The 20,925-nt window shown below is 57.7% G+C and carries 18 protein-coding genes and 1 riboswitch; of the genes, 12 read left to right on the top strand and 6 right to left on the bottom strand.

Annotated features, from left to right (window positions below; translation table 11 throughout):
* Positions 1-59 precede the first annotated feature (59 nt).
* The 4 genes from ABGT73_RS06305 to ABGT73_RS06290 are packed head-to-tail and all read right to left on the bottom strand — an operon-like array spanning position 60 to position 3,059.
* The gene (locus tag ABGT73_RS06305) at positions 60-767 is read right to left on the bottom strand and encodes a YkgJ family cysteine cluster protein (protein WP_346670313.1); all 708 of its coding nucleotides are present in this window, start codon (positions 765-767) and stop codon (positions 60-62) included.
* Positions 767-1,753 carry a D-isomer specific 2-hydroxyacid dehydrogenase family protein gene (locus ABGT73_RS06300; protein ID WP_346668952.1) on the bottom strand — a complete coding sequence of 329 codons (987 nt, stop codon included), beginning with the start codon at positions 1,751-1,753 and terminating at the stop codon, positions 767-769. The genes ABGT73_RS06305 and ABGT73_RS06300 overlap by 1 nt, the downstream gene beginning before the upstream one ends.
* A gap of 19 nt (positions 1,754-1,772) precedes the next feature.
* Positions 1,773-2,573 (bottom strand): alpha/beta hydrolase, encoded by an 801-nt coding sequence (locus ABGT73_RS06295; RefSeq protein WP_346668951.1) that lies wholly within the window; start codon positions 2,571-2,573, stop codon positions 1,773-1,775.
* A 21-nt stretch (positions 2,574-2,594) separates the two neighbouring features.
* Complete coding sequence (locus ABGT73_RS06290) at positions 2,595-3,059, bottom strand: C-GCAxxG-C-C family protein (protein ID WP_346668950.1); 465 nt, start codon at positions 3,057-3,059, stop codon at positions 2,595-2,597.
* 217 nt (positions 3,060-3,276) lie between these two features.
* On the opposite strand from ABGT73_RS06290, the gene htpG reads away from it, so the two are divergent.
* Together htpG and ABGT73_RS06280 are read left to right on the top strand one after the other, a co-directional pair.
* The gene (htpG, locus tag ABGT73_RS06285) at positions 3,277-5,178 is read left to right on the top strand and encodes a molecular chaperone HtpG (RefSeq protein WP_346668949.1); all 1,902 of its coding nucleotides are present in this window, start codon (positions 3,277-3,279) and stop codon (positions 5,176-5,178) included.
* A 176-nt stretch (positions 5,179-5,354) separates the two neighbouring features.
* Positions 5,355-6,218: an AraC family transcriptional regulator gene (locus tag ABGT73_RS06280; RefSeq protein ID WP_346668948.1), complete on the top strand. Its 864-nt coding sequence runs from the start codon at positions 5,355-5,357 to the stop codon at positions 6,216-6,218.
* 38 nt (positions 6,219-6,256) lie between these two features.
* Here the strand turns inward: ABGT73_RS06280 and ABGT73_RS06275 are convergent, their stop codons facing one another.
* Both ABGT73_RS06275 and ABGT73_RS06270 read right to left on the bottom strand, forming a co-directional pair.
* Entirely contained in the window at positions 6,257-6,871 is a 615-nt protein-coding gene (locus ABGT73_RS06275; protein WP_346668947.1) for a thymidine kinase, read from the bottom strand.
* An 18-nt stretch (positions 6,872-6,889) separates the two neighbouring features.
* Positions 6,890-7,528 carry a redox-sensing transcriptional repressor Rex gene (locus tag ABGT73_RS06270; protein ID WP_346668946.1) on the bottom strand — a complete coding sequence of 213 codons (639 nt, stop codon included), beginning with the start codon at positions 7,526-7,528 and terminating at the stop codon, positions 6,890-6,892.
* A 353-nt stretch (positions 7,529-7,881) separates the two neighbouring features.
* Here ABGT73_RS06270 and ABGT73_RS06265 point away from each other — a divergent pair, with 353 nt between their 5' ends.
* The 10 genes from ABGT73_RS06265 (at position 7,882) to ABGT73_RS06220 (ending at position 20,924) form a co-directional block, all read left to right on the top strand.
* Entirely contained in the window at positions 7,882-8,529 is a 648-nt protein-coding gene (locus ABGT73_RS06265; protein ID WP_346670312.1) for an ATP-dependent Clp protease proteolytic subunit, read from the top strand.
* A 146-nt stretch (positions 8,530-8,675) separates the two neighbouring features.
* On the top strand, positions 8,676-11,819 hold the full coding sequence (locus tag ABGT73_RS06260) for a DNA translocase FtsK (RefSeq protein WP_346668945.1): 3,144 nt from the start codon (positions 8,676-8,678) through the stop codon (positions 11,817-11,819).
* The gene (locus tag ABGT73_RS06255) at positions 11,797-12,804 is read left to right on the top strand and encodes a ComEC/Rec2 family competence protein (protein ID WP_346668944.1); all 1,008 of its coding nucleotides are present in this window, start codon (positions 11,797-11,799) and stop codon (positions 12,802-12,804) included. The genes ABGT73_RS06260 and ABGT73_RS06255 overlap by 23 nt, the downstream gene beginning before the upstream one ends.
* A gap of 34 nt (positions 12,805-12,838) precedes the next feature.
* Complete coding sequence (locus ABGT73_RS06250; RefSeq protein ID WP_346668943.1) at positions 12,839-13,702, top strand: methylenetetrahydrofolate reductase; 864 nt, start codon at positions 12,839-12,841, stop codon at positions 13,700-13,702.
* Positions 13,702-14,373, top strand: a complete 672-nt coding sequence (locus ABGT73_RS06245) for a methionine synthase (protein WP_346668942.1) — start codon at positions 13,702-13,704, stop codon at positions 14,371-14,373. The genes ABGT73_RS06250 and ABGT73_RS06245 overlap by 1 nt, the downstream gene beginning before the upstream one ends.
* Positions 14,374-14,388: 15 nt before the next feature.
* Positions 14,389-16,788, top strand: a complete 2,400-nt coding sequence (locus ABGT73_RS06240; protein ID WP_346668941.1) for a homocysteine S-methyltransferase family protein — start codon at positions 14,389-14,391, stop codon at positions 16,786-16,788.
* A 62-nt stretch (positions 16,789-16,850) separates the two neighbouring features.
* Positions 16,851-17,052: riboswitch (cobalamin riboswitch) on the top strand.
* 200 nt (positions 17,053-17,252) lie between these two features.
* Positions 17,253-18,296 (top strand): ABC transporter substrate-binding protein, encoded by a 1,044-nt coding sequence (locus ABGT73_RS06235; RefSeq protein WP_346668940.1) that lies wholly within the window; start codon positions 17,253-17,255, stop codon positions 18,294-18,296.
* The gene (locus ABGT73_RS06230; protein ID WP_346668939.1) at positions 18,293-19,387 is read left to right on the top strand and encodes an iron ABC transporter permease; all 1,095 of its coding nucleotides are present in this window, start codon (positions 18,293-18,295) and stop codon (positions 19,385-19,387) included. The genes ABGT73_RS06235 and ABGT73_RS06230 overlap by 4 nt, the downstream gene beginning before the upstream one ends.
* Positions 19,384-20,160 carry an ABC transporter ATP-binding protein gene (locus ABGT73_RS06225; RefSeq protein ID WP_346668938.1) on the top strand — a complete coding sequence of 259 codons (777 nt, stop codon included), beginning with the start codon at positions 19,384-19,386 and terminating at the stop codon, positions 20,158-20,160. The genes ABGT73_RS06230 and ABGT73_RS06225 overlap by 4 nt, the downstream gene beginning before the upstream one ends.
* Positions 20,157-20,924: a sirohydrochlorin cobaltochelatase gene (locus tag ABGT73_RS06220; RefSeq protein ID WP_346668937.1), complete on the top strand. Its 768-nt coding sequence runs from the start codon at positions 20,157-20,159 to the stop codon at positions 20,922-20,924. Before ABGT73_RS06225 ends, ABGT73_RS06220 begins: the two co-directional genes overlap by 4 nt.
* The last annotated feature ends 1 nt before the right edge of the window (position 20,925 follow it).

Raw genomic sequence — 20,925 nt, 5'->3', positions numbered from 1 at the left:
AATTCTGAGGGAAACAGAGCAGATGCCCTGTAACGGAATCCGCACGAGGGGCAACAGGTTCATTCAATGCACTCCGATAAACCTGCAGCAGGGGCGGCAAGAATACGCTGCAGCAGTGGCAGCAGTGTTTCCATGTTGCGCTGGAACTGGGGATAATACTCATCGCCCAGGTCATAGTCCAGATACAGGGCACGCTCGATCCGGCGCGCAGCGACGGAAAAATGGGGATTGCCTTTGCCGCCCGCGTCGAGGAGCTGCCCGGAGATCTGTGTACAAAGGACTGCCCATCGGGCGTCGATTCCGGCGCGTTCCGGGATGGCGACATCTTCCAGATAATCCTGCAAGGTGCGCCCTTCCACACAGACACCGCACAGTGGCAATTGCGGAAAGTATTCCGTGTGGGCGGTGGTCGGATCGATGCTCTGCCCCAGCGGATACAGGGCACAGGCCAGCGGTCGGGCCTCGTGGATCACGCAGAAATTTGCCTCAAAGAAGCGGCAGTTCCCGGTTTTGGGATCCGGCGTGAGCAGGAGGGTGGGCAGGCAGCTTTGCGGTGCCACATAGCTTTTACAGAAGGCGTTGGCTACAATCCGCGGCGAAAGGCGAAGCCGGCGCGCAATGCGGTACAGATCATACCCCGAAAGGACAAGATCCCGCCGTTTGCGGCAGCAATCCCCACACCCGGCACAGACAAAACAGAAGGGATCACCGGGCGACAGCGCCGGGCCGGCATCCAAGATCTCTCCGGTGCGGCCGGGCTCTACCATCACAGGCGGACCTCACAGGGATTCTCCCGTCCGGCTGCAAAATCGGAAACCGCCTCGAAGGCACTTTGTACCATGCTGGCCACATTGACATCGGTGTAGAAGGCAGTATGGGGGCTGAGAATCACGTTGGGATAGCTGCGCAGCAGGTTCAGTTCCCGGTTGGGGAGTGCCTCGTCATGGCGGTTGTAGTAGCAAATGCCGTTTTCGTCTTCCACAACGTCCAGCCCGGCACCACCGATTTTGCCGCTCTCCAGCCCCTGCAGCAGCGATTCGGGATCAATCAGGGTGCCGCGGGCGGTATTGATCAGCAGGACACCGTCTTTCATCTTGGCGATGGCACCGGCGTCAACCAGGTGATGGTTTTCCGGCGTGGCATTCAGGTGCAGTGTGATCACGTCGCTGCGGGCGTACAATTCATCCAGCGGCACATACTCGGCATAGGGGCGAACCGCGTCGGAAGGATAAAGGTCGTAGGCCAGAATTTTGCATCCGAAGCCGGACAGATGCCGGATGACTGTGCTTCCGATTTTGCCGGTGCCGATCACGCCCACGGTGCAGCTGGAAAGATCGTGGCCCATCTTGCCGGGCAGGGAGTAATCCTGCGCAGCGGCACGCACCATGATCTGATTCATCTTGCGGGTGGCCATCAGCATGAGCATAATGGTGTAATTGGCCACGCCATCCGGGGGATAGTGGCTGTGGCTCACGCGCAGGCCCAGCTGTTTGGCTGTCTCCAGCGGGATATGATCGTATCCGATGCTGCGGCAGGGCAGATACTTGACGCCCATTTTGGCAAAGGCTTCCAGGTATTCCGGGCGCACCTCGCAGGGGTTTGTACTGACAGCGTCACAACCCTCCGCCAGTTTCAGATTGTCGGGGGTGGGTACCTCTTCAGTCCACTTGTAGTCGATGCCGTATTTTTCCCGATTGGGTTCACAGTACTGCAGTTCGTCAAAGGGACGCAGCGCATAAAAAAGGATCTTCATAAACAATCATCTCCTGATTTTATTGCAAGGAATAATGAAAAACTTCCGCCAGCCACTCGGTACAAAGCGCGACCCAGGAAGCAGTGTGCGGGTTGGAAGCGTTGACCTCGGCTGTGCAGGTACTGGATCCGTGCTTGCCATGGGCGAAGAGGTGCAGTTCATAGGGGACGTGGTGTTCGGTCAGGGCCTGCGCAAGCAGCAGGGAATTCTGGACGGGAACGGTGGTGTCGTCCACCGTATGCCACAGGAAAAACGGAGGCAGCCCTTCCTGAACGTGATTCTCCAGGCTGAACATGGCCCGCAGTTCGAGGTCAGAGCCGGCCAGATTATCAAAACTGCCCTGGTGGGCAAAGGCGCCGGCGGTGACAACGGGATAGGCGAGCACCACGGCGTTGGGACGAGCTTCCGTTCCGGTGATGCCCAGCGCCTGCTGCACCGCGGGCGCATTCCAGAGAATGGCTGTTGTGCCGGCCAGATGTCCGCCGGCCGAAAAGCCGCAGACCGCGATCCGGTCAGGGTCCACCTGCAGCATTTCGGCATTGCGCCGCAGATGCAGGACGGCTCCGGCGGCATCGATGGCCGGCTGCCAGCGCAGAGGAGCGGGTTTTACGGTGTAATCCAGAATAAAAACCTGATATCCTGCCTGCAAAAACTGCACGGCAACAGGATCGGCTTCGCGCGGACTGCACTCTTCATACCCGCCGCCCGGAAGAATCAGGACCGCCGGGCGGACAGGATAGTCGGGAATGGACTCTGTAGCATCCCGAAGATAGCCCGTCAGCGTCGCGCCGCCGGGCAATGTGTCGTGATAAATTTGCATCCCGAATCCTTCCTTCCTGGTTTATTCCTGAGCTCCCAGAGGATGCTGTTCGATATATTCGGCCATCAGATCGGCGGCCAGGCGCACCAGTTCGGGGCAGGGCCGCTTTTTGTAGTATTCCGGGGTCCGGGCGCTGGCAACGGGCGTTCCTTCCGCCTGCTTCAACCCCAGCAGTTCCCGGCAGATGATGCTCCCGCCGCCATTGCGCTGCCGGTACTGTTCCGCCAGTGCCTGGATTTCGGTGTACGTCTGGGTCTTCTTGGCCGGATCGGTATTGCCGTACAGGGCGCCCAATACCATGGTGATGCCGGAAAAGGCGCCGCACACTTCCCGCATACGGCCAAAACCCCCGCCAAAGCCGGAGGCCAGCTTCAGCGCCTGCTCTTCGGTCAGTCCCATTTCGGAAGCAAAGGCCAGTGCAACGCACTGGCTGCAGTTATACCCCTTGAAAAATGCCTCGTAGGCCTTGTCTCCATAGATCGACATGGCTGTATCACATCCTTTTTGTTTGATTGCAAATCTATGTACAGAATACTCCGATTCGTACGATTTGAAAAGAGGAAAATGGATTTTTTCCGTCAGGGAATTTAAAATTTTTGTTAAATGACGGCCAAACACTTGCACTTTATCAAAAAGAGTGCTAAACTACCGTTAGCAATTAAAAACAAAGAGTGCTAATTCATACAAAGCGAGGTCATATTTTATGGCAATGCGTCAGTTTAAGGCCGAAAGCAAGAAGCTGCTCGACCTGATGATCAACTCTATCTATACCAACCGTGAGATCTTCCTGCGTGAACTGATTTCCAACGCGTCGGATGCCTGCGACAAACGTTATTTCAAGAGCCTGACGGACACGTCCATCGGAATTACCAAGGATGACCTGAAGATTCATATTCAGCCGGACAAGGACAGCCGCACCCTCACGATCAGTGATAATGGTATCGGCATGACCAAGGACGAACTGGAAAAGAACCTGGGCACCATTGCCAAGTCCGGTTCGCTGGATTTCAAGACGGAGAACCAGAGCGACAACATCGACATCATCGGTCAGTTTGGTGTCGGTTTCTATTCTGCGTTCATGGTGGCCAGCAAGGTGACGGTCATTTCCCGTGCCCAGGGTGAGGATACCGCCTGGAAATGGGAGTCCAAGGGCGTGGAAGGCTATACGCTGACCGAGGCCGAGAAGGATGAAGTCGGCACGGACATCATCCTGGTGCTCAAGGAAGACACCGACAACGAAAAGTACAGCGAATATCTGGACGAGTATACGCTGGCGGGCCTTGTCAAGAAGTACAGCGATTACATTCATTTCCCCATCACGATGTATCGTGAAAAATCCCGCCAGAAACCCAAGCCGGAGGATGCCGGCGATGACTACAAGCCGGAATACGAGACCTACACCGAGCTGGAAACGCTGAACAGCATGGTGCCCATCTGGAAACGTCCCAAGAGTGAAGTCAAGGATGAGGACTATAACGAGTTCTACAAGAGCAAGTTCATGGACTACTCAGACCCGCTGCGGGTCATCACCAGCCGCACCGAGGGCACGGCCACCTATACGGCGCTGCTGTTCATTCCCGGCCGCACGCCCTATGACTACTACACCAAGGAATACGAGAAGGGCCTGGCCCTGTACGCATCCGGCGTGATGATCATGGAAAAGTGCGCCGACCTTCTGCCGGACTACTTCAGCTTCGTCAAAGGCGTGGTGGACAGTGAAGACCTGAGCCTGAATATCAGCCGTGAGACGCTGCAGAAGGACAGCCAGCTCAAGCTGATGCGCAACAGCCTGGAGAAGAAGATCAAGAACGAGCTGCATGCCATGCTCGTGAATGACCGTGACAAGTACGAGACGTTCTGGAAAGCCTTTGGCCGTCAGATTAAGTTCGGCATCTACGGCGATTACGGCATGCACAAGGATCTGCTGGCGGATCTGCTGCTGTTCTACTCTGCCAAGGAGCAGAAACTGGTCACCCTCGATGAGTACATCGAGAAGATGCCGGAAGGCCAGAAGTGCATCTACTATGCTGCCGGCGACGATACCGACCGCCTGGGCAAGCTGCCCAATGCACAGCTGGTCCTGAGCAAGGGTTACGACCTGCTGCTCTGCACCGAGGATGTGGATGAGTTCTGCCTGCAGATGATGCATGATTACAAGGAAAAGGAATTCAAGAACATCAATTCCGGTGACCTGGGGCTGGAGACCGAGGAAGAAAAGAAGGAAGCCGAGGAGACCGCCAACGAGAACAAGGACCTGTTTGAAGAAATCAAGAAGGCCCTGAACGGCAAGGTCAAGGAAGTCAAGGTCAATCCGACTTTGAAAGAGCATCCTGTGACGCTGTCCAGCGAGGGCGGTATTTCCATGGAGATGGAGAAGGTGCTGCGCAAGATGCCCAACAGTGAAGGTGTTGAGAGCACGAAGGTGCTGGAACTCAATCCCACGCACAGCGTGTTTGCAGCCCTCAAGGCTGCCCATGAAGCCGGCGATACCGAGAAGGTCGGCAAGTACGCCGAACTGCTCTATGATCAGGCCCTGCTGATTGCCGGTTTGCCCATTGAAGATCCTGTGGCGTATGCCCAGCTGGTCTGTGGCCTTATGAAGTGATTTTCTCTTTCTTTGCAGAAGGAGCCGGGAGTTTGTCCCGGCTCCTTCTCTTTGTTTACAGCAAGAATTACAGCAAGAAAAAGGATTTGAAAGCAGACAAAAAATGTGCTATTCTAGACAATATAGCAAAAAAGTTGCCTTGTATGGCGCAAACCATCCGGCAAAAGAGGGTTGCAATGATTTCGGAATACACCTACTGTCCCCAGATGGATTTTTATATTGAGCGGGTGGACCGGGATACCGGTCTTGATATGCCGAGCTTTCATATCCATCACAATTTTGAAATATATTACGAAATCGCCGGCACCCGGCGCTATTTCGTGGAAGGGGCAGCGTATATCGTCAATGCGGGCAGTGTGGTGCTGATCGGCGAAAACCAGATTCACAAGACGGCATCCCTGGGGGAGGCACCCTCCAGTCATATCGCGCTGAATTTCAGCCGGGAATTTCTGCAGAAAGTGGTTGCGGCGTTCCCGGATGTGGATTTTTTCTCTTTCCTGGCGGATCCGCAGAATCATCTGCTGTCCTCCATCACGGTCAAACAGCAAAATCACATTCAGAATATCCTGCAGCAGATGCTGGACCTGGAAGGGGAGACTTCTCCTGAAGGGCAGGTGCTGCGTGCCATGCTGCTGACAACCCTGTTGCTGGAACTGAAAAAAATGTGCCTGCAGCAGCAACAGCAAGGCGGAGAAAAAGGACGTGTGAGCAACCACATTGTGGAGCAGATTCAGGCCTATATTGCCCAGCACTACGCGGAAAAGCTGACCCTGACCGGCATCGCCAGCCAGTTTTATATCAGTCCTTACTACCTGAGCCGTCTGTTCAAAAAGTCCACAAACCTGAGCCTGATTGAATACATCAATGGCGTGCGCATTAAAGCGGCGCAGCATCTGATTGAACAAACCGCCGAGAGCATTTCTTCGGTGGCAGGGAAAACCGGATTTATGACGACCGCACACTTCCGCCGTGTTTTCAAGGACGCCACAGGACTGTCTCCGCAGCAGTACCGTCAGCAGTACAAACGGCTTCAACCATAACGAACACCCCCGGATGTCTTCCATCCGGGGGTGTTCGTTTACATTTTCTGTTTTCCGTGGCGCTTCAGAAAAGCGCGGTATTCGCGGTACCAGCATTGCGGACACAGGCTTTGGTATTCCACGTTGTCCACGGTATCAATGGCGACTTGTGCGCCTTCAAATACAAATTCACCGTTGACTTTGCGCCCGTTGCAGATGGCTTTCCGCCCGCAGGCGCAGATCGTTTTGAGTTCCTCAATGGTGTGGGCCAGTTCCAGAAGACGGGTGGACCCGGGAAAGCCCCGCATCATGAAATCGGCGCGCAGCCCATAGCAGATCACCGGTATGCCCAGATCCACCGTGACCAGGAAGAGCTGTTCCGCCTGGGCGGGCGTAAAGAACTGGCTCTCGTCACAGAGCACACAGGCGGGGGCGCCGTGGGCAGCGGTATCCTCCCGGACAAGCGCCACAATATCCATCTCAGGCGTGACAAGCTTATCCACTTTACAGCTGATGCCGAGGCGGGAAACGATGGAATCCTGCCCCTTGGTATCGATAGCCGGCTTGAGAATCAGAACCCGCATGCCGCGCTCTTTATAATTGTAGGCTACCTGCATGAGAGCGGTGGTTTTGCCGCTGTTCATCGCACCATAGCGAAAGTATAATTTTGCCATAGGGGGACAGCTCCTCCGTCACTCTTTATTTCGCAGCCGGTAGCCAAGGCTCATCAGACTGTCGCCAAGATGTACGTTTTCCACCGTCAGTTGGGGATATTCTACCGACAGGTCATAATGACTGAAATTCCACACACCCTGAATGCCGTAAGAAACGAGATCCGCCGCCAGATCGATGGCGCTCTGCCGCGGCACACACAGAACGGCAACCTCCGGGTGGTGCTGCGCACAGAATTCCGACAGGGAAGTCAGCGGCAGGATGGGAACGCCGGACATTTCTTTGCCGAAAAGATCCGGATTGATGTCAAATACCCCGATCAGGCGATATCCATTGGTATCCCGGCTGATGAAACTGGACACTGCAGAACCCAGATGGCCGGCACCGATCAGAATGGTGGGCAGGCGCTCTCCGTCACCGAAAAGCAGTTTGCCGATTTCGACGCGCAGCACGTCCACTTTGTAGCCGATGCCCTGCTGGCCGAATCCGCCGAAACAGTTGAAGTCCTGGCGGACCTGGCTGGCGGTTGTGCCCATCATATGCGCCAGTTCGCTGGAAGAGATTTTTTCCTTTCCGTCGGCGGACAGATTGGTGAGATAGCGGTAGTATTTAGGCAACCGCTTGATGACCGGCAGGGAAACCTTGTTTTGAACCCCCATGATGAAAATACCTCACAATACGCCGGCAGTCTGATTGCTGCACGGCAAATTTAACAATAGAATTTTTATAATTTATTATAAATACTATCCGCGAAATTGTCAATTTTTTATCTAAGTTTTTTGCAAGCCTTGTTTTTCAATGACGAATTGTCGTGGTCTTTTTGGTATGGCGGGAAAAACGAGAGAAAAGCAGCAGTTTCTATGCGCCGGGTGTGCATAGGAAGGCTGATTCGGAGACATACTGCTGGAGAAATGGTCACGGGAAAGGGGCTGTATTGCAATTGGAACCGACTGCCAAGAAAACAAAGGGAAAGTCCGCGTTTAATCCGACGGAGAGCGCTGCGCTCAAACGGCTGGAACATGATCTGATCACCGAGGACGGCATTGTGCCGGCGACCAAAGGGCGGCATGCCATCCACTGCCTGACGGTCATCGGCACCATCGAAGGGCATACGCTGGCGCCGGACAGTCAGAAAACAACCAAATACGAGCATGTGATCCCCCAGCTTGTGGATATTGAGGAGGACCCGGAGATCGAAGGACTGCTGGTCATCCTCAACACAGTGGGCGGGGATGTGGAAGCGGGGCTGGCGCTGGCCGAACTGATTGCCGGTGTCAGCAAGCCCAGTGCTACCCTGGTGCTGGGAGGAGGGCATTCCATCGGCATTCCGCTGGCGGTATCGGCCCGCCGCAGTTTCATTGTGCCCACAGCCACCATGACCGTACATCCGGTACGGCATTCCGGCATGGTGTTGGGCGTCCCTCAGACGCTGCGATACTTCGAACAGATGCAGGAACGCATTGTGGGATTTGTGGCAGGTCATTCCGGGATCACGGCGCGGCGCTTTACCACCCTGATGCACAACACCGGGGAACTGGTCATGGACATGGGCACCGTCCTGGACGGACATCAGGCCGTGGAAGAGGGACTGATCGATGAACTGGGCGGCTTATCGGACGCATTGCGCTATCTGTACGGAGAAATCGAACGAAAAAAATAAGCAAAAGGATTCATGCGGAACGATCACCAGTTCCGCATTTTTCATTTACAACCCCCGCCATTCGTGATAAAATAGAATGCGAATACCCGTTGGGCTTATGAGCCCGTTTATGTATAGAGTTTCGATTCAGAAAGGTACTACGCACTATGGCACAATCTCGTTCCGGAAAGAGCAGCAACAGGCGAAAATCTTCGACCGGCCGCAGTTCTTCCTCCCGCTCCCGCAGCACGGGCACACGCTCGTCTGCCTCGCGCGGTAAAAAAACACCATCCCGGCGTGCACAGCGCCGCGCCGAAACACCCAACCTGCTTCCCAGTGTTCTGCTGGCGGGATTGGGACTTCTCTGCGTGGCGATGGTGCTGGTTCCGGGCCAGAATTTCTGGAAAACCATGCGCGGGGGGCTGTTCGGCATCTTCGGCATCATGACTTATCTGGTGGGACCGTTTCTTCTGTACCTGGCCTATCTGCTGGCCTCCGGGTACCGGGTGGCTCTGTTCGCAGGCAAGGTGGTCCTTATGGGGATCCTGTGTGCCAGTGTGCCGGTGGTATTTTCCAAGGTGTCGGTCAGTGAAGCCAACGTCTGGGAAGTCATCAAGATGCTGTTCATGCGGGGACAGTCCGGCTTCTGGGAAGGCGGCGTGCTGGGTGCTCCCATCGGGGCCAGCCTGCTGGCGCTGTTTGGCCGTCCCGCTTCCAACTTCGTCATGCTCCTTGTTTTTGCCCTGGGATTGATGGTATTCTTTGCCATCACACCGGTGGATGTGGTGGACTTCCTGAACGGGCAATATCATAAGGTACAGCAGGTCCGTGCCGAGCGGGAAGCGGCGGAATCCGCCTACGACACGCAGCTCTTCAGCGGTGAGCCGGAGGAGGAACCCATTGAGAATCTGACAGAAACCCTGCCGGATGCACCGCGCCGGCACCATCCTGCCTATGACGTGATTGCCGATACCGGCAGGATCCCGAAGCCGTCAGCCGCACCGTCGGCCGGCAATCCTGCAGCGGCCGCTACATTGGCGGGTCTGTCAGCCCTGGGCGGAAATTCCCGCGCTTCCTTCGATGTGGATCTTGGGCCTGCACCTGAAAGCCAGGCACTGAAGCAGGCGGTGGAGCATGACCCGCTGGAGCCCGTGAATATCGGGCCGGGCGGTACGTTCGGCATGGACCCGCTGTCCCATCTGTCCGATTCGCAGCGCTTCCATGCGCCGAAGGCGGAACCCGCCCCGGCGCCGGCGGCTCCGCAGGAAGATTTTGAACTGAAACTGGATGCCGAACCGGCACCGCAGCCGGCCGGAGGGGATGAACTGGACTCCCTCATCAACCGCGCCGTCAGCGGCCATGCACCGTATTACGGGCAGCAGGACTACCAGCCGCAGGAAGCGGAGGAAAGCTTCTCGGTGCCGCTGCAGCCGGAACCGCAGGCGGAAGGCTTCGATACGCCGCTTGTGCCTGTGCAGCCGGAACCGGCGGCCCGTGTGCCGGGGGATACCATGGCATTTTCGCCGGAAGACCTGCAGCGCACACCCGCCAGGGGCATTCCTACGCTGAACGGCAGCTTTGACGTAGGGCGGGCTGCCAGCACGGCCTGGCAGAGCGGCCGGCCGTTGTCGGAATTGCTGGACAACCAGTCGGCTGCAAAATCGCAGCCCACAGGCACCGAAAACTCCTTCATCGTGCCCAAAGGCGGGGAAGCCGCACAGCTGCAGGTCAGCACGGCGGTGGGCAATTCAGCTTCTGCGCCGATTCACACCCCGCCTTCTGCCGCCAAGGCCGATCCGGACGCCATGAATCTTGCAAGGGCGGCCAAGGAACCGCCCAAACCCTATTGTTACCCGTCGCTGAATCTTTTCAACGCAACGCGTCCCGAGGATGAGGCGGGCGCAGCACGGGAAATGAAGAAGAATGCCGACACCCTGGTCAACACGCTGGAAAGCTTCGGCGTCAAGACAAAGATCCTGGACATCTGCCGCGGCCCCTCTGTGACGCGGTACGAACTGCAGCCGCAGGCAGGCATCAAGGTCAGCCGGATCACCAGCCTGGCCGACGATATTGCACTGAATCTGGCCACGGCGGGCGTCCGTATTGAGGCACCCATCCCCGGCAAGCCGGCGGTCGGCATCGAAGTGCCCAACAAGATCCGTTCGACGGTGAATATCCGCACGGTGTTCGAATCCCAGAATTATATCAATATGCGTAGCCCGCTGACGATGGCTCTGGGCAAGGATATTGCCGGTGCGGCGCAGGTGGCCGACCTGTGCAAGATGCCCCACCTTCTGATTGCAGGTTCCACCGGCAGCGGTAAATCGGTCTGCGTGAACTCCATCATCATCAGCTTCCTGTTCCGTTCGGGACCGGAGGATGTCAAGCTGATCCTGATTGACCCCAAGGTGGTGGAACTGGCGGAGTACAACGGCATTCCCCATCTGCTGATGCCCGTTGTGACCGAACCCCGCAAGGCGGCCGGCGCCCTGGGCGCCAGCGTGGCGGAGATGGAGCGCCGGTACAAACTCTTTGCGGAAAACAATGTGCGTGAAATCAAGGCGTACAACAAGCTGGCTGCACAGACAGGGCTGGAACATCTGCCGTATATCGCCATCATCATCGATGAGCTGGCGGACCTGATGATGGTTGCCGGCAAGGAAGTGGAAGATTACATCTGCCGTATTGCCCAGAAGGCGCGTGCCGCGGGCATTCATCTGATCGTGGCGACCCAGCGTCCCAGCGTGGATGTCATCACCGGTCTGATCAAAGCCAATATTCCCAGCCGTATCGCCTTTGCGGTCTCCAGTCAGATCGACTCGCGCACGATTCTGGATTCCTCCGGCGCGGAAAAACTGCTGGGCAACGGCGATATGCTCTTCCTGCCGGTGGGCGCTGCCAAGCCGGTGCGTGTGCAGGGCACCTTTGTGACCGACGAGGAGATCGGCGCCGTGCTGAGTTTCATCAAGTCCACTTCCTCCTCCCAGTATGATGAGGAGATGATTGCGGAGATGGAACGCCGCGCGGTGGCCGAGAAGGGCAGCAAGAAAGGCGACGATGACGCAGACGGCGGTTCGCTGGATCCCATGTTCGAACAGGCAGTGGAGTGTGTCATCGATGCGGGACAGGCATCCACCAGCCTTTTGCAGCGCCGCTGCAAGCTGGGGTATGCCCGGGCTGCCCGTATTATGGACCAGATGGAACAGGAAAAGGTCATTGGCCCCTATGAGGGCGCCAAACCCCGTGCGGTGCTTGTGACCCGGGCGCAGTGGCAGGAACGTAAATTGAATGGCCAATATGAAGAGACGTAAAAGAAGACGCCGCCGGAGTAAAACCGGCTGGCGGCGAACGATAGGGATTGTTGCCGCGCTGCTGCTGGCGGCGGTTGCCTTTGTGATCGACCGGCATGGCGGCCGTTATGGCATACCCACCTGGAGTGAGATTTACACCACGCTGGGAATATCGACCGACGGACCCGATGCCCAGCTGCTGGCAGATACGCAGACCACGGTTACGGTTCTGGATGTGGGGCAGGGGGATTCGGTACTGATCGGCCAGGACGGAGCCTATTGCCTGATTGACACCGGTACATCGGATTCCCAGGATGCGTTGGTGCGCAGCCTGCGCCAGGCCGGCGTGACCGATCTTCAGTATCTGATCCTTACCCATCCCCATGCGGATCACACCGGCGGGGCGATGGCGGTGCTGGAAAATCTGCAGGTGGAAGAACTGCTGCTGCCGGTATGGGAAACTGAGGACGGGGAAGATCCCTGGCCGAAGGGACTGCGGGAGCAGGCGGCTGTTTCGGGAACGGAAGTCTGCGAGACGGCGGAAGGCGATGCCTACAGTCTGGGCGCGGGCACCTTGCAGGTGCTGCAGGGCGGAAGTGCCTGGATGACGGATGAGGATGATGCCAACAACGGTTCGCTGTGTATTCTGTTTGAGGCAGGCAGCTTCCGGTATCTTTCCACCGGGGATGCGGAGGAAGAGTCAGAGCAGGCACTGGTGGACCGTTATGGGACGGAATTGCATGCAACCCTGTACAAGGCAGGGCACCATGGTTCGTCCACTTCCAGCACAGAAGCGCTCCTGTCGGTCGTGCAGCCGCAGGCTGTTGCCATAAGCTGCGGGCTGGACAACGAATATGGTCATCCCCATGCGGAAGCACTTCGCCGGATGGAGGACGTGGGCGCGGAGATATACCGTACCGACCTGATGGGAACCATTACATTTACCTATGAGCATGGCACGTTGACTGCAGTGACATCACAGGATGAGCAGGAAGCTGCTGCCTGACGGACTGCCATAAAAAGACAGCGGGAGAAAAAATATGAAGATTGTTGATCAGTTCAAAGCCAAGCGCTGCGTGTTTTCCATAGAGTGTTTTCCGCCCAAGCAGACGACACAGATGGATAAACTGCGCGCCACGCTGTTTGCAATGAAAGACCTTGCGCCGGATTTCATCAGCGTGACTTTCGGGGCCGGCGGATCTGCGGGCGGAATCTCCACAGTGGAGGTGGCCAACCTGATCCAGAACGAGGTAGGAATTCCTGCGCTGGCGCATCTGATTTGTATGGGCAACGATAAGGCAAGCGCATCCAGAATTCTGGATGAACTGGAACAGGTGGGTGTCCATGACGTTCTGGCACTGCGCGGTGACCGTACGCCTTCCCGTCCGGCCAGCCCGGATTTTGTGCATGCAAGTGACCTGACAGCTTTTATCAAAGCGTATAAACCGGACTTTTCGGTGCATGGCGCCTGCTATCCCGAAGGCCATCCGGAAGCGGACACGCTGCGCCAGGATGTGGAAAATCTCTGCATCAAACAGGCGGCTGGTGCGGAACATCTGGTGACCCAGCTGTTCTTTGACAACATGCATTTTTACCGCTTTCTCAATCTGGCACGGCGCGCCGGCATCACGCTGCCGGTTTCGGCGGGGGTCATGCCCATTGTCAAGCGCAGCCAGATTGAGCGCACCGTGGCACTTTCCTCGGCCAGCCTGCCTTCCGACTTTACCCGTATGATCTCCCACTGGCAGGACGATCCGGCGGCCCTGTATGACGCAGGAATCGAGTATGCGGTGCGCCAGCTCCGCGACCTGATCGAGGGCGGGGCAGACGGTGTACACCTGTATGCGATGAATGATGCCGTTGTGGCCCGGAAGGTGTATGACGGCATCCGGGATCTTCTGTAATGCTCCGGCCAAAGCCCTTGACCATCGACCGCAGGACGGCGCTGCGGTATATGGGGGCCGCAGGGTGGGAGCCGGATGCTGCCACCGGGGCATTGCTGGACCGCGCCGAACAAAAGCTTCTGACGACCGCCGTGCCCCGCGCGGTGTGGCGTATTGTGCCGCGGACGGTGTGCGCATCGCAGGAAGGCGGTCGGGATCTGGAGCGGCATCTGCAGGGATGCGATGAAGTCCTGATGATGGCCGCCACGCTGGGCAGTGAAGTGGATACCCTTCTGCGTCGGATGGAACTGACGGATATTGCCCTGGCAGCCACGGCGGACGCCATGGCTTCGGTGCTGCTGGAGCAGGTGTGTGACGCGCTGGAAGCGGAACTGCGCACTGCACAGCAGGCAGAGGGTCGTTACCTGACGGGGCGTTTTGCGCCGGGCTATGGCGACTGCCCGCTGGAACTCAATGATGAGATCTGCCGTGCCACGGACTCGGCGCGGGGCTGTGGCATTGCTGTGACGGAACAGCATTTGCTGGCGCCGCGCAAAAGCACCACCGCGTTGCTGGGTGTGGCCGATCATCCGGTCAAAGGTGCGATGGCAGGATGCACCACCTGCCATCTGCGGGAAACCTGTGTCTTCCGCAAAAGGGGGACCACATGCTTTTCCCGAAACGGAGAATAAGGGAGGAAGATGTCTGTGCAGCTTGCATCAATCTTCGATCGCCGTCATTTTGTGTTTCTCGACGGCGGCATGGGAACCCAACTGCAAAAACATGGCCTGAAACCCGGTCAGAAGCCGGAACTGGCTGCCCTGGAGATGCCGGAAACCGTCACTGCCATCCACGCTGCTTATGCCCGGGCCGGAGCGGATCTGCTGCTGGCCAATACCTTTGGCGCTAACGCCCGGAAACTGGCCGGCACGGGGTATGGTGTGGATGAGGTTGTGGCGGCTTCACTGCGCTGTGCGCGGGATGCGGCTGAAAAGACCGGCGCGCTGGTCGGGCTGGATATTGGCCCGTTGGGAGAACTGCTGGCCCCGGCAGGAACGCTTTCCTTTGAGGATGCCTATGCCGCGTTTGCCGAGATTGTGCGTGCGGGAGTGCAGGCTGGTGCAGACTTTGTTTTTCTGGAGACGATGACCGACCTGTATGAGCTCAAAGCAGCCATTCTGGCGGCCAAGGAGCACAGCAGTCTGCCGGTATTTGTCTCCATGAGCTTTGAAAGCCGGGGCCGCACCTTTACGGGATGCACGGTGGAAAGCTATGGCGTGACCGCAGCCGGGCTGGGGGCTGATGCCATCGGCATCAACTGCTCACTGGGACCGGCAGAGATCCTGCCCTTTGCCCGGCGTCTTTGCCGCACGGTGCCCGCCGGCATACCGGTGTTTGTCAAGCCCAACGCGGGGTTGCCCAACCCGGACGGCAGCTATAATCTGGACGCTGAGGAGTTCGCCCGGGAAATGCAGGCCTACGCCTCCCTTGGCGTTTCCATGGTGGGCGGATGCTGCGGTACCACGCCGGATTACATCGCTCGCCTGCGGGAAGTGTTCGCGCCGCTGACGCCGGCACAGAAAATCCCGCTGCGCCGCAGCTGCCTGTGCACGCCGGTGCGTTTTGTGGAAGTGAACGGGATCACAGTGGTGGGCGAACGGATCAATCCCACCGGCAAAAAACGGCTGCAGCAGGCGCTGCGGGAGGGGGACAGCGCGTACCCCTGCACCCAGGCTGTGGCGCAGGCCGAGGCCGGGGCGGAAGTCCTCGATGTAAATGCGGGACTGCCCGTAATTGATGAAGTGGCCACGCTGGAACGGCTGGTCCGGGATCTGCAGGCGGTGACGGATCTGCCCTTGCAGCTGGATTCCTCCAATCCCGAAGCGCTGGCCCGGGCACTTCGTATTTACAATGGCAAACCCATCGTCAACTCGGTCAACGGAGAAGAACGGACGCTGAAGGCCATTTTGCCGCTGTGCAAAAAGTATGGCGCGGCGGTGGTGGGGCTGACAATGGACGAGCAGGGGATTCCCGGCAGCGCCGAAGGCCGTCTGGCCATTGCCCGCAAAATCGTGCAGGCCGCTGAAGCGGAAGGCATTCCCCGGGAGGATATTTACATCGACTGTCTCACGCTGACAGCCAGCGCGCAGCAGGAAGGGGCCGTGCAGACGCTGGAGGCTCTGACGCGCTGCAAGCAGGAACTGGGCGTCCGCACCATACTGGGGGTCTCCAACATCAGTTTTGGCCTGCCCTGCCGAGGATACCTGAATACTACCTTCCTGACCATGGCCATGACGGCAGGACTGGATCTTGCCATCATGAATCCCAACACCCCGGAGATGATGGCGGCTGTGCGTGCTTATCGTGTGCTGACGGCGCAGGACGAGCAGAGCACGGCATATGTGGAAGCCTACGCAGATGTGCAGATTCAGACCCAGCAGATCAGCAAGAACGCCGCAGCGTTGCCGGAAGAAACAAACGGACAGGATCCGCTCTTTGATGCAGTCCGGCGCGGGCTCAAGGCAGAGGCCCATGAGGCGGCCCAGGCAGCGCTGGCAAACAGGGATCCGCTGGATGTGGTGAATGCTTCGCTGATTCCTGCGCTGGACGTTGTGGGAGACGGCTTTGAAAAAGGAACCATCTTCCTGCCGCAGCTGCTCCAGGCGGCCACGGCGGCCCAGGCAGCGTTCGAAGTGGTCAAGGCAAAGATTGCCGCCCAGGGAAAACCGCAGACAACCGGCAAGGGCAAAATCGTGGTAGCCACCGTCAAGGGCGATGTGCACGATATCGGCAAGAACATCGTGCGGGTCATTCTCGAAAACTACGGGTATGATGTGCTGGATCTGGGGCGGGATGTGCCGCCGGAACGGGTGGTGGAGGCAGTGCGCAACACCGGCGCCAAGCTGGTGGGATTGTCGGCGCTGATGACTACCACCGTGCCCAATATGAAAGCAACCATCGACGCGCTGCACGAGGCCAATCTTGACTGTCAGGTCTGGGTAGGCGGTGCTGTGCTGACGCCCGGCTATGCCAAGGAAATCGGTGCGGATTTCTATTGCAAGGACGCCAAGGCCAGTGCGGATCTGGCCAAGCAGATTCTCGGCTGAAAACCTGTCAGACAAAAGTGAACGCCGCCCCTTGCGGGACGGCGGTTTTTATGGTATTCTTGAACGACAAAGCATCCGAAGGTGCCCGGGACCCTTTCAGGTTGGCCGGGAGAATAGGGAAGCAGGTGCAAAACCTGCGCGGGACCGCCGCCGTAATGGCTGAGCCTGAACCCGACTCCATGTCACTGCACGTTTGTGTGGGAAGACACGGGTCCGGGCGTTGACGCCAGAGCCGGAAGACCTGCCTTGGGATTCATACTGCGAGGCAAAGCAGATGCAAACCGCTGCTTTGCCAGGAACAGGACCCGCGCGGCGGACGGACCAAACGTTGGCGTGGAAAACAAAAGTGCATCGTGTTTTGGTGGACGCTTTGTTTCTGTGTGGGTCTGTTCGGCTTTTATGGCGGAACAGACCCTTTGTTTTTGCGGTGCAGAAATCGGTTTGTGCTACTTTCAGGAGGTTCTATGCGTACAACAATGCTGCATCGTGCGGCGGCCCTGAGCACTGTGTGTGCCCTGTTTCTGACTGCCTGCGCCCAGGTAAGCACAATGCCACAGCCGGCATCCCAACCCTCTGCGGCGACCGCAGAGGAAAGCGCAGAGCAGGGACACTATCCTGTCACGGTCATCAACTACGACGAAGCGGGCCGGGAAGTAAGCTGCATCTACACGAAGGCGCCGGAGCGGGTGGTGGCCGTCTATCAGGGATCCATCGAGACAATGATCGCGCTGGGGCTGGAGGATCACGTGGTGGCCAGCTACGGGCTGGACAATGCGGTCAAGGAGGAATGGCAGGAAGGCTTTTCCCAAATGCACTATCATGACGATGTGTTTGCCCCCGATAAGGAGACCGTCACGTTTTTGCAGCCCGATATGATTTTGTCCTGGGGATCGCTGTTCAGTGACAAGATGCTGGGAGGCGTATCGGGCTGGCAGGGAAAAGGCGTGGCTACCTATATGAACTCCAACACCCGACCGGGAGATCACCCGCGTACCCTGGAAAATGAATACACCGATATCCTCAATCTGGGGACCGTCTTTGACGTGGAGGATAGGGCCCGGGCGCTCGTGGCGGAAATGAAATCGGAGATTGCCGATACGCTTTCCGCCGTGGCAGGAGAAGAACCTGTACGTGTGGCGGTGGTGGAACCGCTGGGCGGCAGTATCAGCAACTATGGTGCCGATACGCTGGCCGGTGATATGGTAACACAGCTGGGCGGGCAGCTTGCCCGCCCGGACGGAAAGGAAATGGGCAAAGAAGATTTGCTTGCCTGTGACCCGGATGTGATTTTTGTGGTGTATATGGCCTATTCCGGGGACGACCCGCAGAGCGTGATCGAAAACCAGCTTGCCGTCATCCAGGATGATCCGGCGCTGGGGAGCCTTTCCGCGGTGCAGCGCGGGCGGGTGTATCCTGTCATGCTGGGGGATATCTATGCGGCAGGCCCCCGCTCCATGGACGGTATCCGGACGCTGGCGGCCGGGATGTATCCGGAGCTTGCCTCATGAGTGCACAGGAAAACGGCAGTCTGCTTCACAGACGGGCGGCGGGAAATGGCCTGATCCTGGCGCTGGTGGTTTTACTGCCGGCTTCCGTGATAGCAGCTGTTACGTTTGGGACCGTCCGCTTGCCCATAACCGACGTGTACGGCGTTCTGTACTGTCAATTGGTTCATGGGCTGTTTGACGTTGCGGTTCCTTCGGAATGGGCGGCGGGGGCTGCGCTGCATGATGTGGTGTGGCTGATTCGTCTGCCGCGGCTGGTGCTGGCAGCGGCCGTGGGGGCAGCGCTGGCGGTCTGTGGTGTCGTCATGCAGGCCATCGTAAAAAATCCGCTGGCTGATCCGTATATCCTGGGCGTCTCCTCGGGAGCCTCTCTCGGCGCAACGTTGGCTTCGCTGTTTGGTGTAGGAATGGCGCTGGGCGCACGTTCGGTTGGTGTGGTGGCCTTTGCAGGGGCTATGTTTGTCTCACTGGCGGTGGTCTTTCTTGCCAATCTGGGAGGAAGGGCCACGGCGGTGAAACTGCTGCTCGCCGGCTCGGCACTTTCAGCGGTATGCGGTGCTTTTTCCAACTTCGCCATTTATCTTCGCAACAATGAACATGCCCCCACACAGATTATCCGGTGGACGATGGGCGGGCTGGGAGCGGCCAACTGGACGGACAATGCCATCCTGGCGGCAGCGGTTCTGGCGGGATGCCTTTTTTTCCTCACCCAAAGCCGTGCCCTCAATCTGATGTTGCTGGGCGATGAGAGTGCCGTCACGCTGGGCATGGATTTGAATGTCCGAAGAATTGCATATCTTCTGGTCACATCCCTGCTCATCGGATTGGCCGTATACAATGCGGGCATCATCGGCTTTGTGGGGCTGATTGTTCCCCACGGCACAAGACTTTTGCTGGGAACAGATCACCGACGGCTGGTGCCTGCGGCGGCGCTGGCAGGCGGTATTTTCCTGGTCTGGGCGGATGTGGCCTGCCGGACCATTCTGCCCGGCAACGAGGTTCCCATTGGGATTCTTACCTCTGTGCTCGGCGCGCCTGTGTTTCTGTATCTTATGGTACGGTATCGCTATGGCTTCGGAGGTGAGAGCCAGTGATTCAAACGGAAAATCTCAGCGTTGTGCTGGGCGGTCAGCAGATCCTGGATTCGGTCCGTATGTCGGTTGGCAAAAAACAGATTGTCGGCTTGATTGGTCCCAACGGAAGCGGTAAAAGTACGCTGCTCAAATGTGTCTATCGGGTGCTGCCTCCTACTTGTGGCGCTGTGCTGATCGACGGACAAAATCTTTATAGGTACAGCGTGCGTCAAAGCGCGCAAAAAATGGCCATTGTGGCCCAGCATCATCATTACAGCTTTGATTTTACGGTGCGTGAAATTGTCCTTATGGGGCGTTCGCCTCATAAGAGAGCACTGGAACGGGACAACGCGGAGGATGAGCGGATCGTACACAAGTCACTGGAAACGGTGGGAATGGCAGGCAGGGAAAACCAGATTTTTTCCACACTCTCCGGCGGAGAGCAGCAGCGCGTGGTGCTTGCCCGGGCCCTGGCCCAGCAGACTCCCTGCCTGATTCTGGATGAGCCCACCAACCATCTGGATATCCAGCACCAGCTGCAGATCATGGAACTGATCCGCTCACTGGATAAAACGGTCTTGCTGGCGGTACACGATCTCAACCTTGCGGCTGTATACTGTGACAGGCTCTTTGCACTGCAAGGCGGGAAACTGGTGGGAAGCGGTACCCCGCAGGAATTGCTGACACCGGCGTTTATCGAGAAAGTATACCATGTACGTGCGCGGGTTGGAACCGACGAGGAGGGGCGGCCATATATTTTGTATCGCCCGATGGGAAAGGAGAAACAAGCATGAGGAAAGCCCTGGTATGTGTCAGCTTTGGCACAACGGTAGCCAACGGCCGCGTGGATCTGTCCGCCGTGGAACAGGCGCTGCAGAAATCGGCGCCGGAGTATCCCTTTGTACGGGCGTTGGCCAGCAGAATCATCCGGAAACGTCTGGCTGCCCGGGGAGAGACGTTTGACAGCCTGCCGGAGGCGTTGGAAAAGCTTCTGGCGGCGGGCTGTACACAAGTGGCAATACAGCCAACGCACTTGCTTTACGGGTATGAATACGATAAAATAAGAGCCGAAATTGACCCGTATCGGCAACGTTTTTCCGACTTCGCGCTGGGGCGTCCTCTTCTGGCCGACACAGAGGATCTGCAGGCAGTGGCACAGGTTTTGGGGCAGGCTTATCCGACCCGGCCGGAGGAAGCCCTGATTCTGATGGGACATGGAACTGAACATTTCGCCGGTGTGGTGTATGCTGCGCTGCAAAGTGCATTTGCTTTACAGGAACGTAAAGACATTTTTGTGGCGACGGTGGAAGGCTGGCCGGGGCTTTCGGAAGTTCTGCCCCACATCGTGAAGGCGGGATACCGGAAAGTACATCTTGTGCCCCTTTTGCTGGTGGCCGGCGACCACGCCTGCCATGACATGGCGGGGGAGAATCCTCAAAGCTGGAAAAATCAGCTGGAAGAAGCCGGTTTCTCCGTGCGCTGCACGCTGGAAGGCCTGGGAAGACTGCCGGGTATCCAGCAGCTCTATTGCAAAAAACTCAAAGAGATTCTGGAGTAAA

It is taken from the genome of uncultured Subdoligranulum sp., from assembly GCF_963931595.1.
GTDB lineage: Bacteria > Bacillota > Clostridia > Oscillospirales > Ruminococcaceae > Gemmiger.
This window is presented reverse-complemented; position numbering and strand designations above follow the sequence as displayed.

Bases quoted from the DNA above. Each gene is read 5' to 3' on its own strand.
- ABGT73_RS06305 (WP_346670313.1), bottom strand. From the start codon at position 767: ATGGTAGAGCCCGGCCGCACCGGAGAGATCTTGGATGCCGGCCCGGCG.
- ABGT73_RS06300 (WP_346668952.1), bottom strand. From the start codon at position 1,753: ATGAAGATCCTTTTTTATGCGCTGCGTCCCTTTGACGAACTGCAGTAC.
- ABGT73_RS06295 (WP_346668951.1), bottom strand. From the start codon at position 2,573: ATGCAAATTTATCACGACACATTGCCCGGCGGCGCGACGCTGACGGGC.
- ABGT73_RS06290 (WP_346668950.1), bottom strand. From the start codon at position 3,059: ATGTCGATCTATGGAGACAAGGCCTACGAGGCATTTTTCAAGGGGTAT.
- htpG (WP_346668949.1), top strand. From the start codon at position 3,277: ATGGCAATGCGTCAGTTTAAGGCCGAAAGCAAGAAGCTGCTCGACCTG.
- ABGT73_RS06280 (WP_346668948.1), top strand. From the start codon at position 5,355: ATGATTTCGGAATACACCTACTGTCCCCAGATGGATTTTTATATTGAG.
- ABGT73_RS06275 (WP_346668947.1), bottom strand. From the start codon at position 6,871: ATGGCAAAATTATACTTTCGCTATGGTGCGATGAACAGCGGCAAAACC.
- ABGT73_RS06270 (WP_346668946.1), bottom strand. From the start codon at position 7,528: ATGGGGGTTCAAAACAAGGTTTCCCTGCCGGTCATCAAGCGGTTGCCT.
- ABGT73_RS06260 (WP_346668945.1), top strand. From the start codon at position 8,676: ATGGCACAATCTCGTTCCGGAAAGAGCAGCAACAGGCGAAAATCTTCG.
- ABGT73_RS06255 (WP_346668944.1), top strand. From the start codon at position 11,797: ATGGCCAATATGAAGAGACGTAAAAGAAGACGCCGCCGGAGTAAAACC.
- ABGT73_RS06250 (WP_346668943.1), top strand. From the start codon at position 12,839: ATGAAGATTGTTGATCAGTTCAAAGCCAAGCGCTGCGTGTTTTCCATA.
- ABGT73_RS06245 (WP_346668942.1), top strand. From the start codon at position 13,702: ATGCTCCGGCCAAAGCCCTTGACCATCGACCGCAGGACGGCGCTGCGG.
- ABGT73_RS06235 (WP_346668940.1), top strand. From the start codon at position 17,253: ATGCGTACAACAATGCTGCATCGTGCGGCGGCCCTGAGCACTGTGTGT.
- ABGT73_RS06230 (WP_346668939.1), top strand. From the start codon at position 18,293: ATGAGTGCACAGGAAAACGGCAGTCTGCTTCACAGACGGGCGGCGGGA.
- ABGT73_RS06220 (WP_346668937.1), top strand. From the start codon at position 20,157: ATGAGGAAAGCCCTGGTATGTGTCAGCTTTGGCACAACGGTAGCCAAC.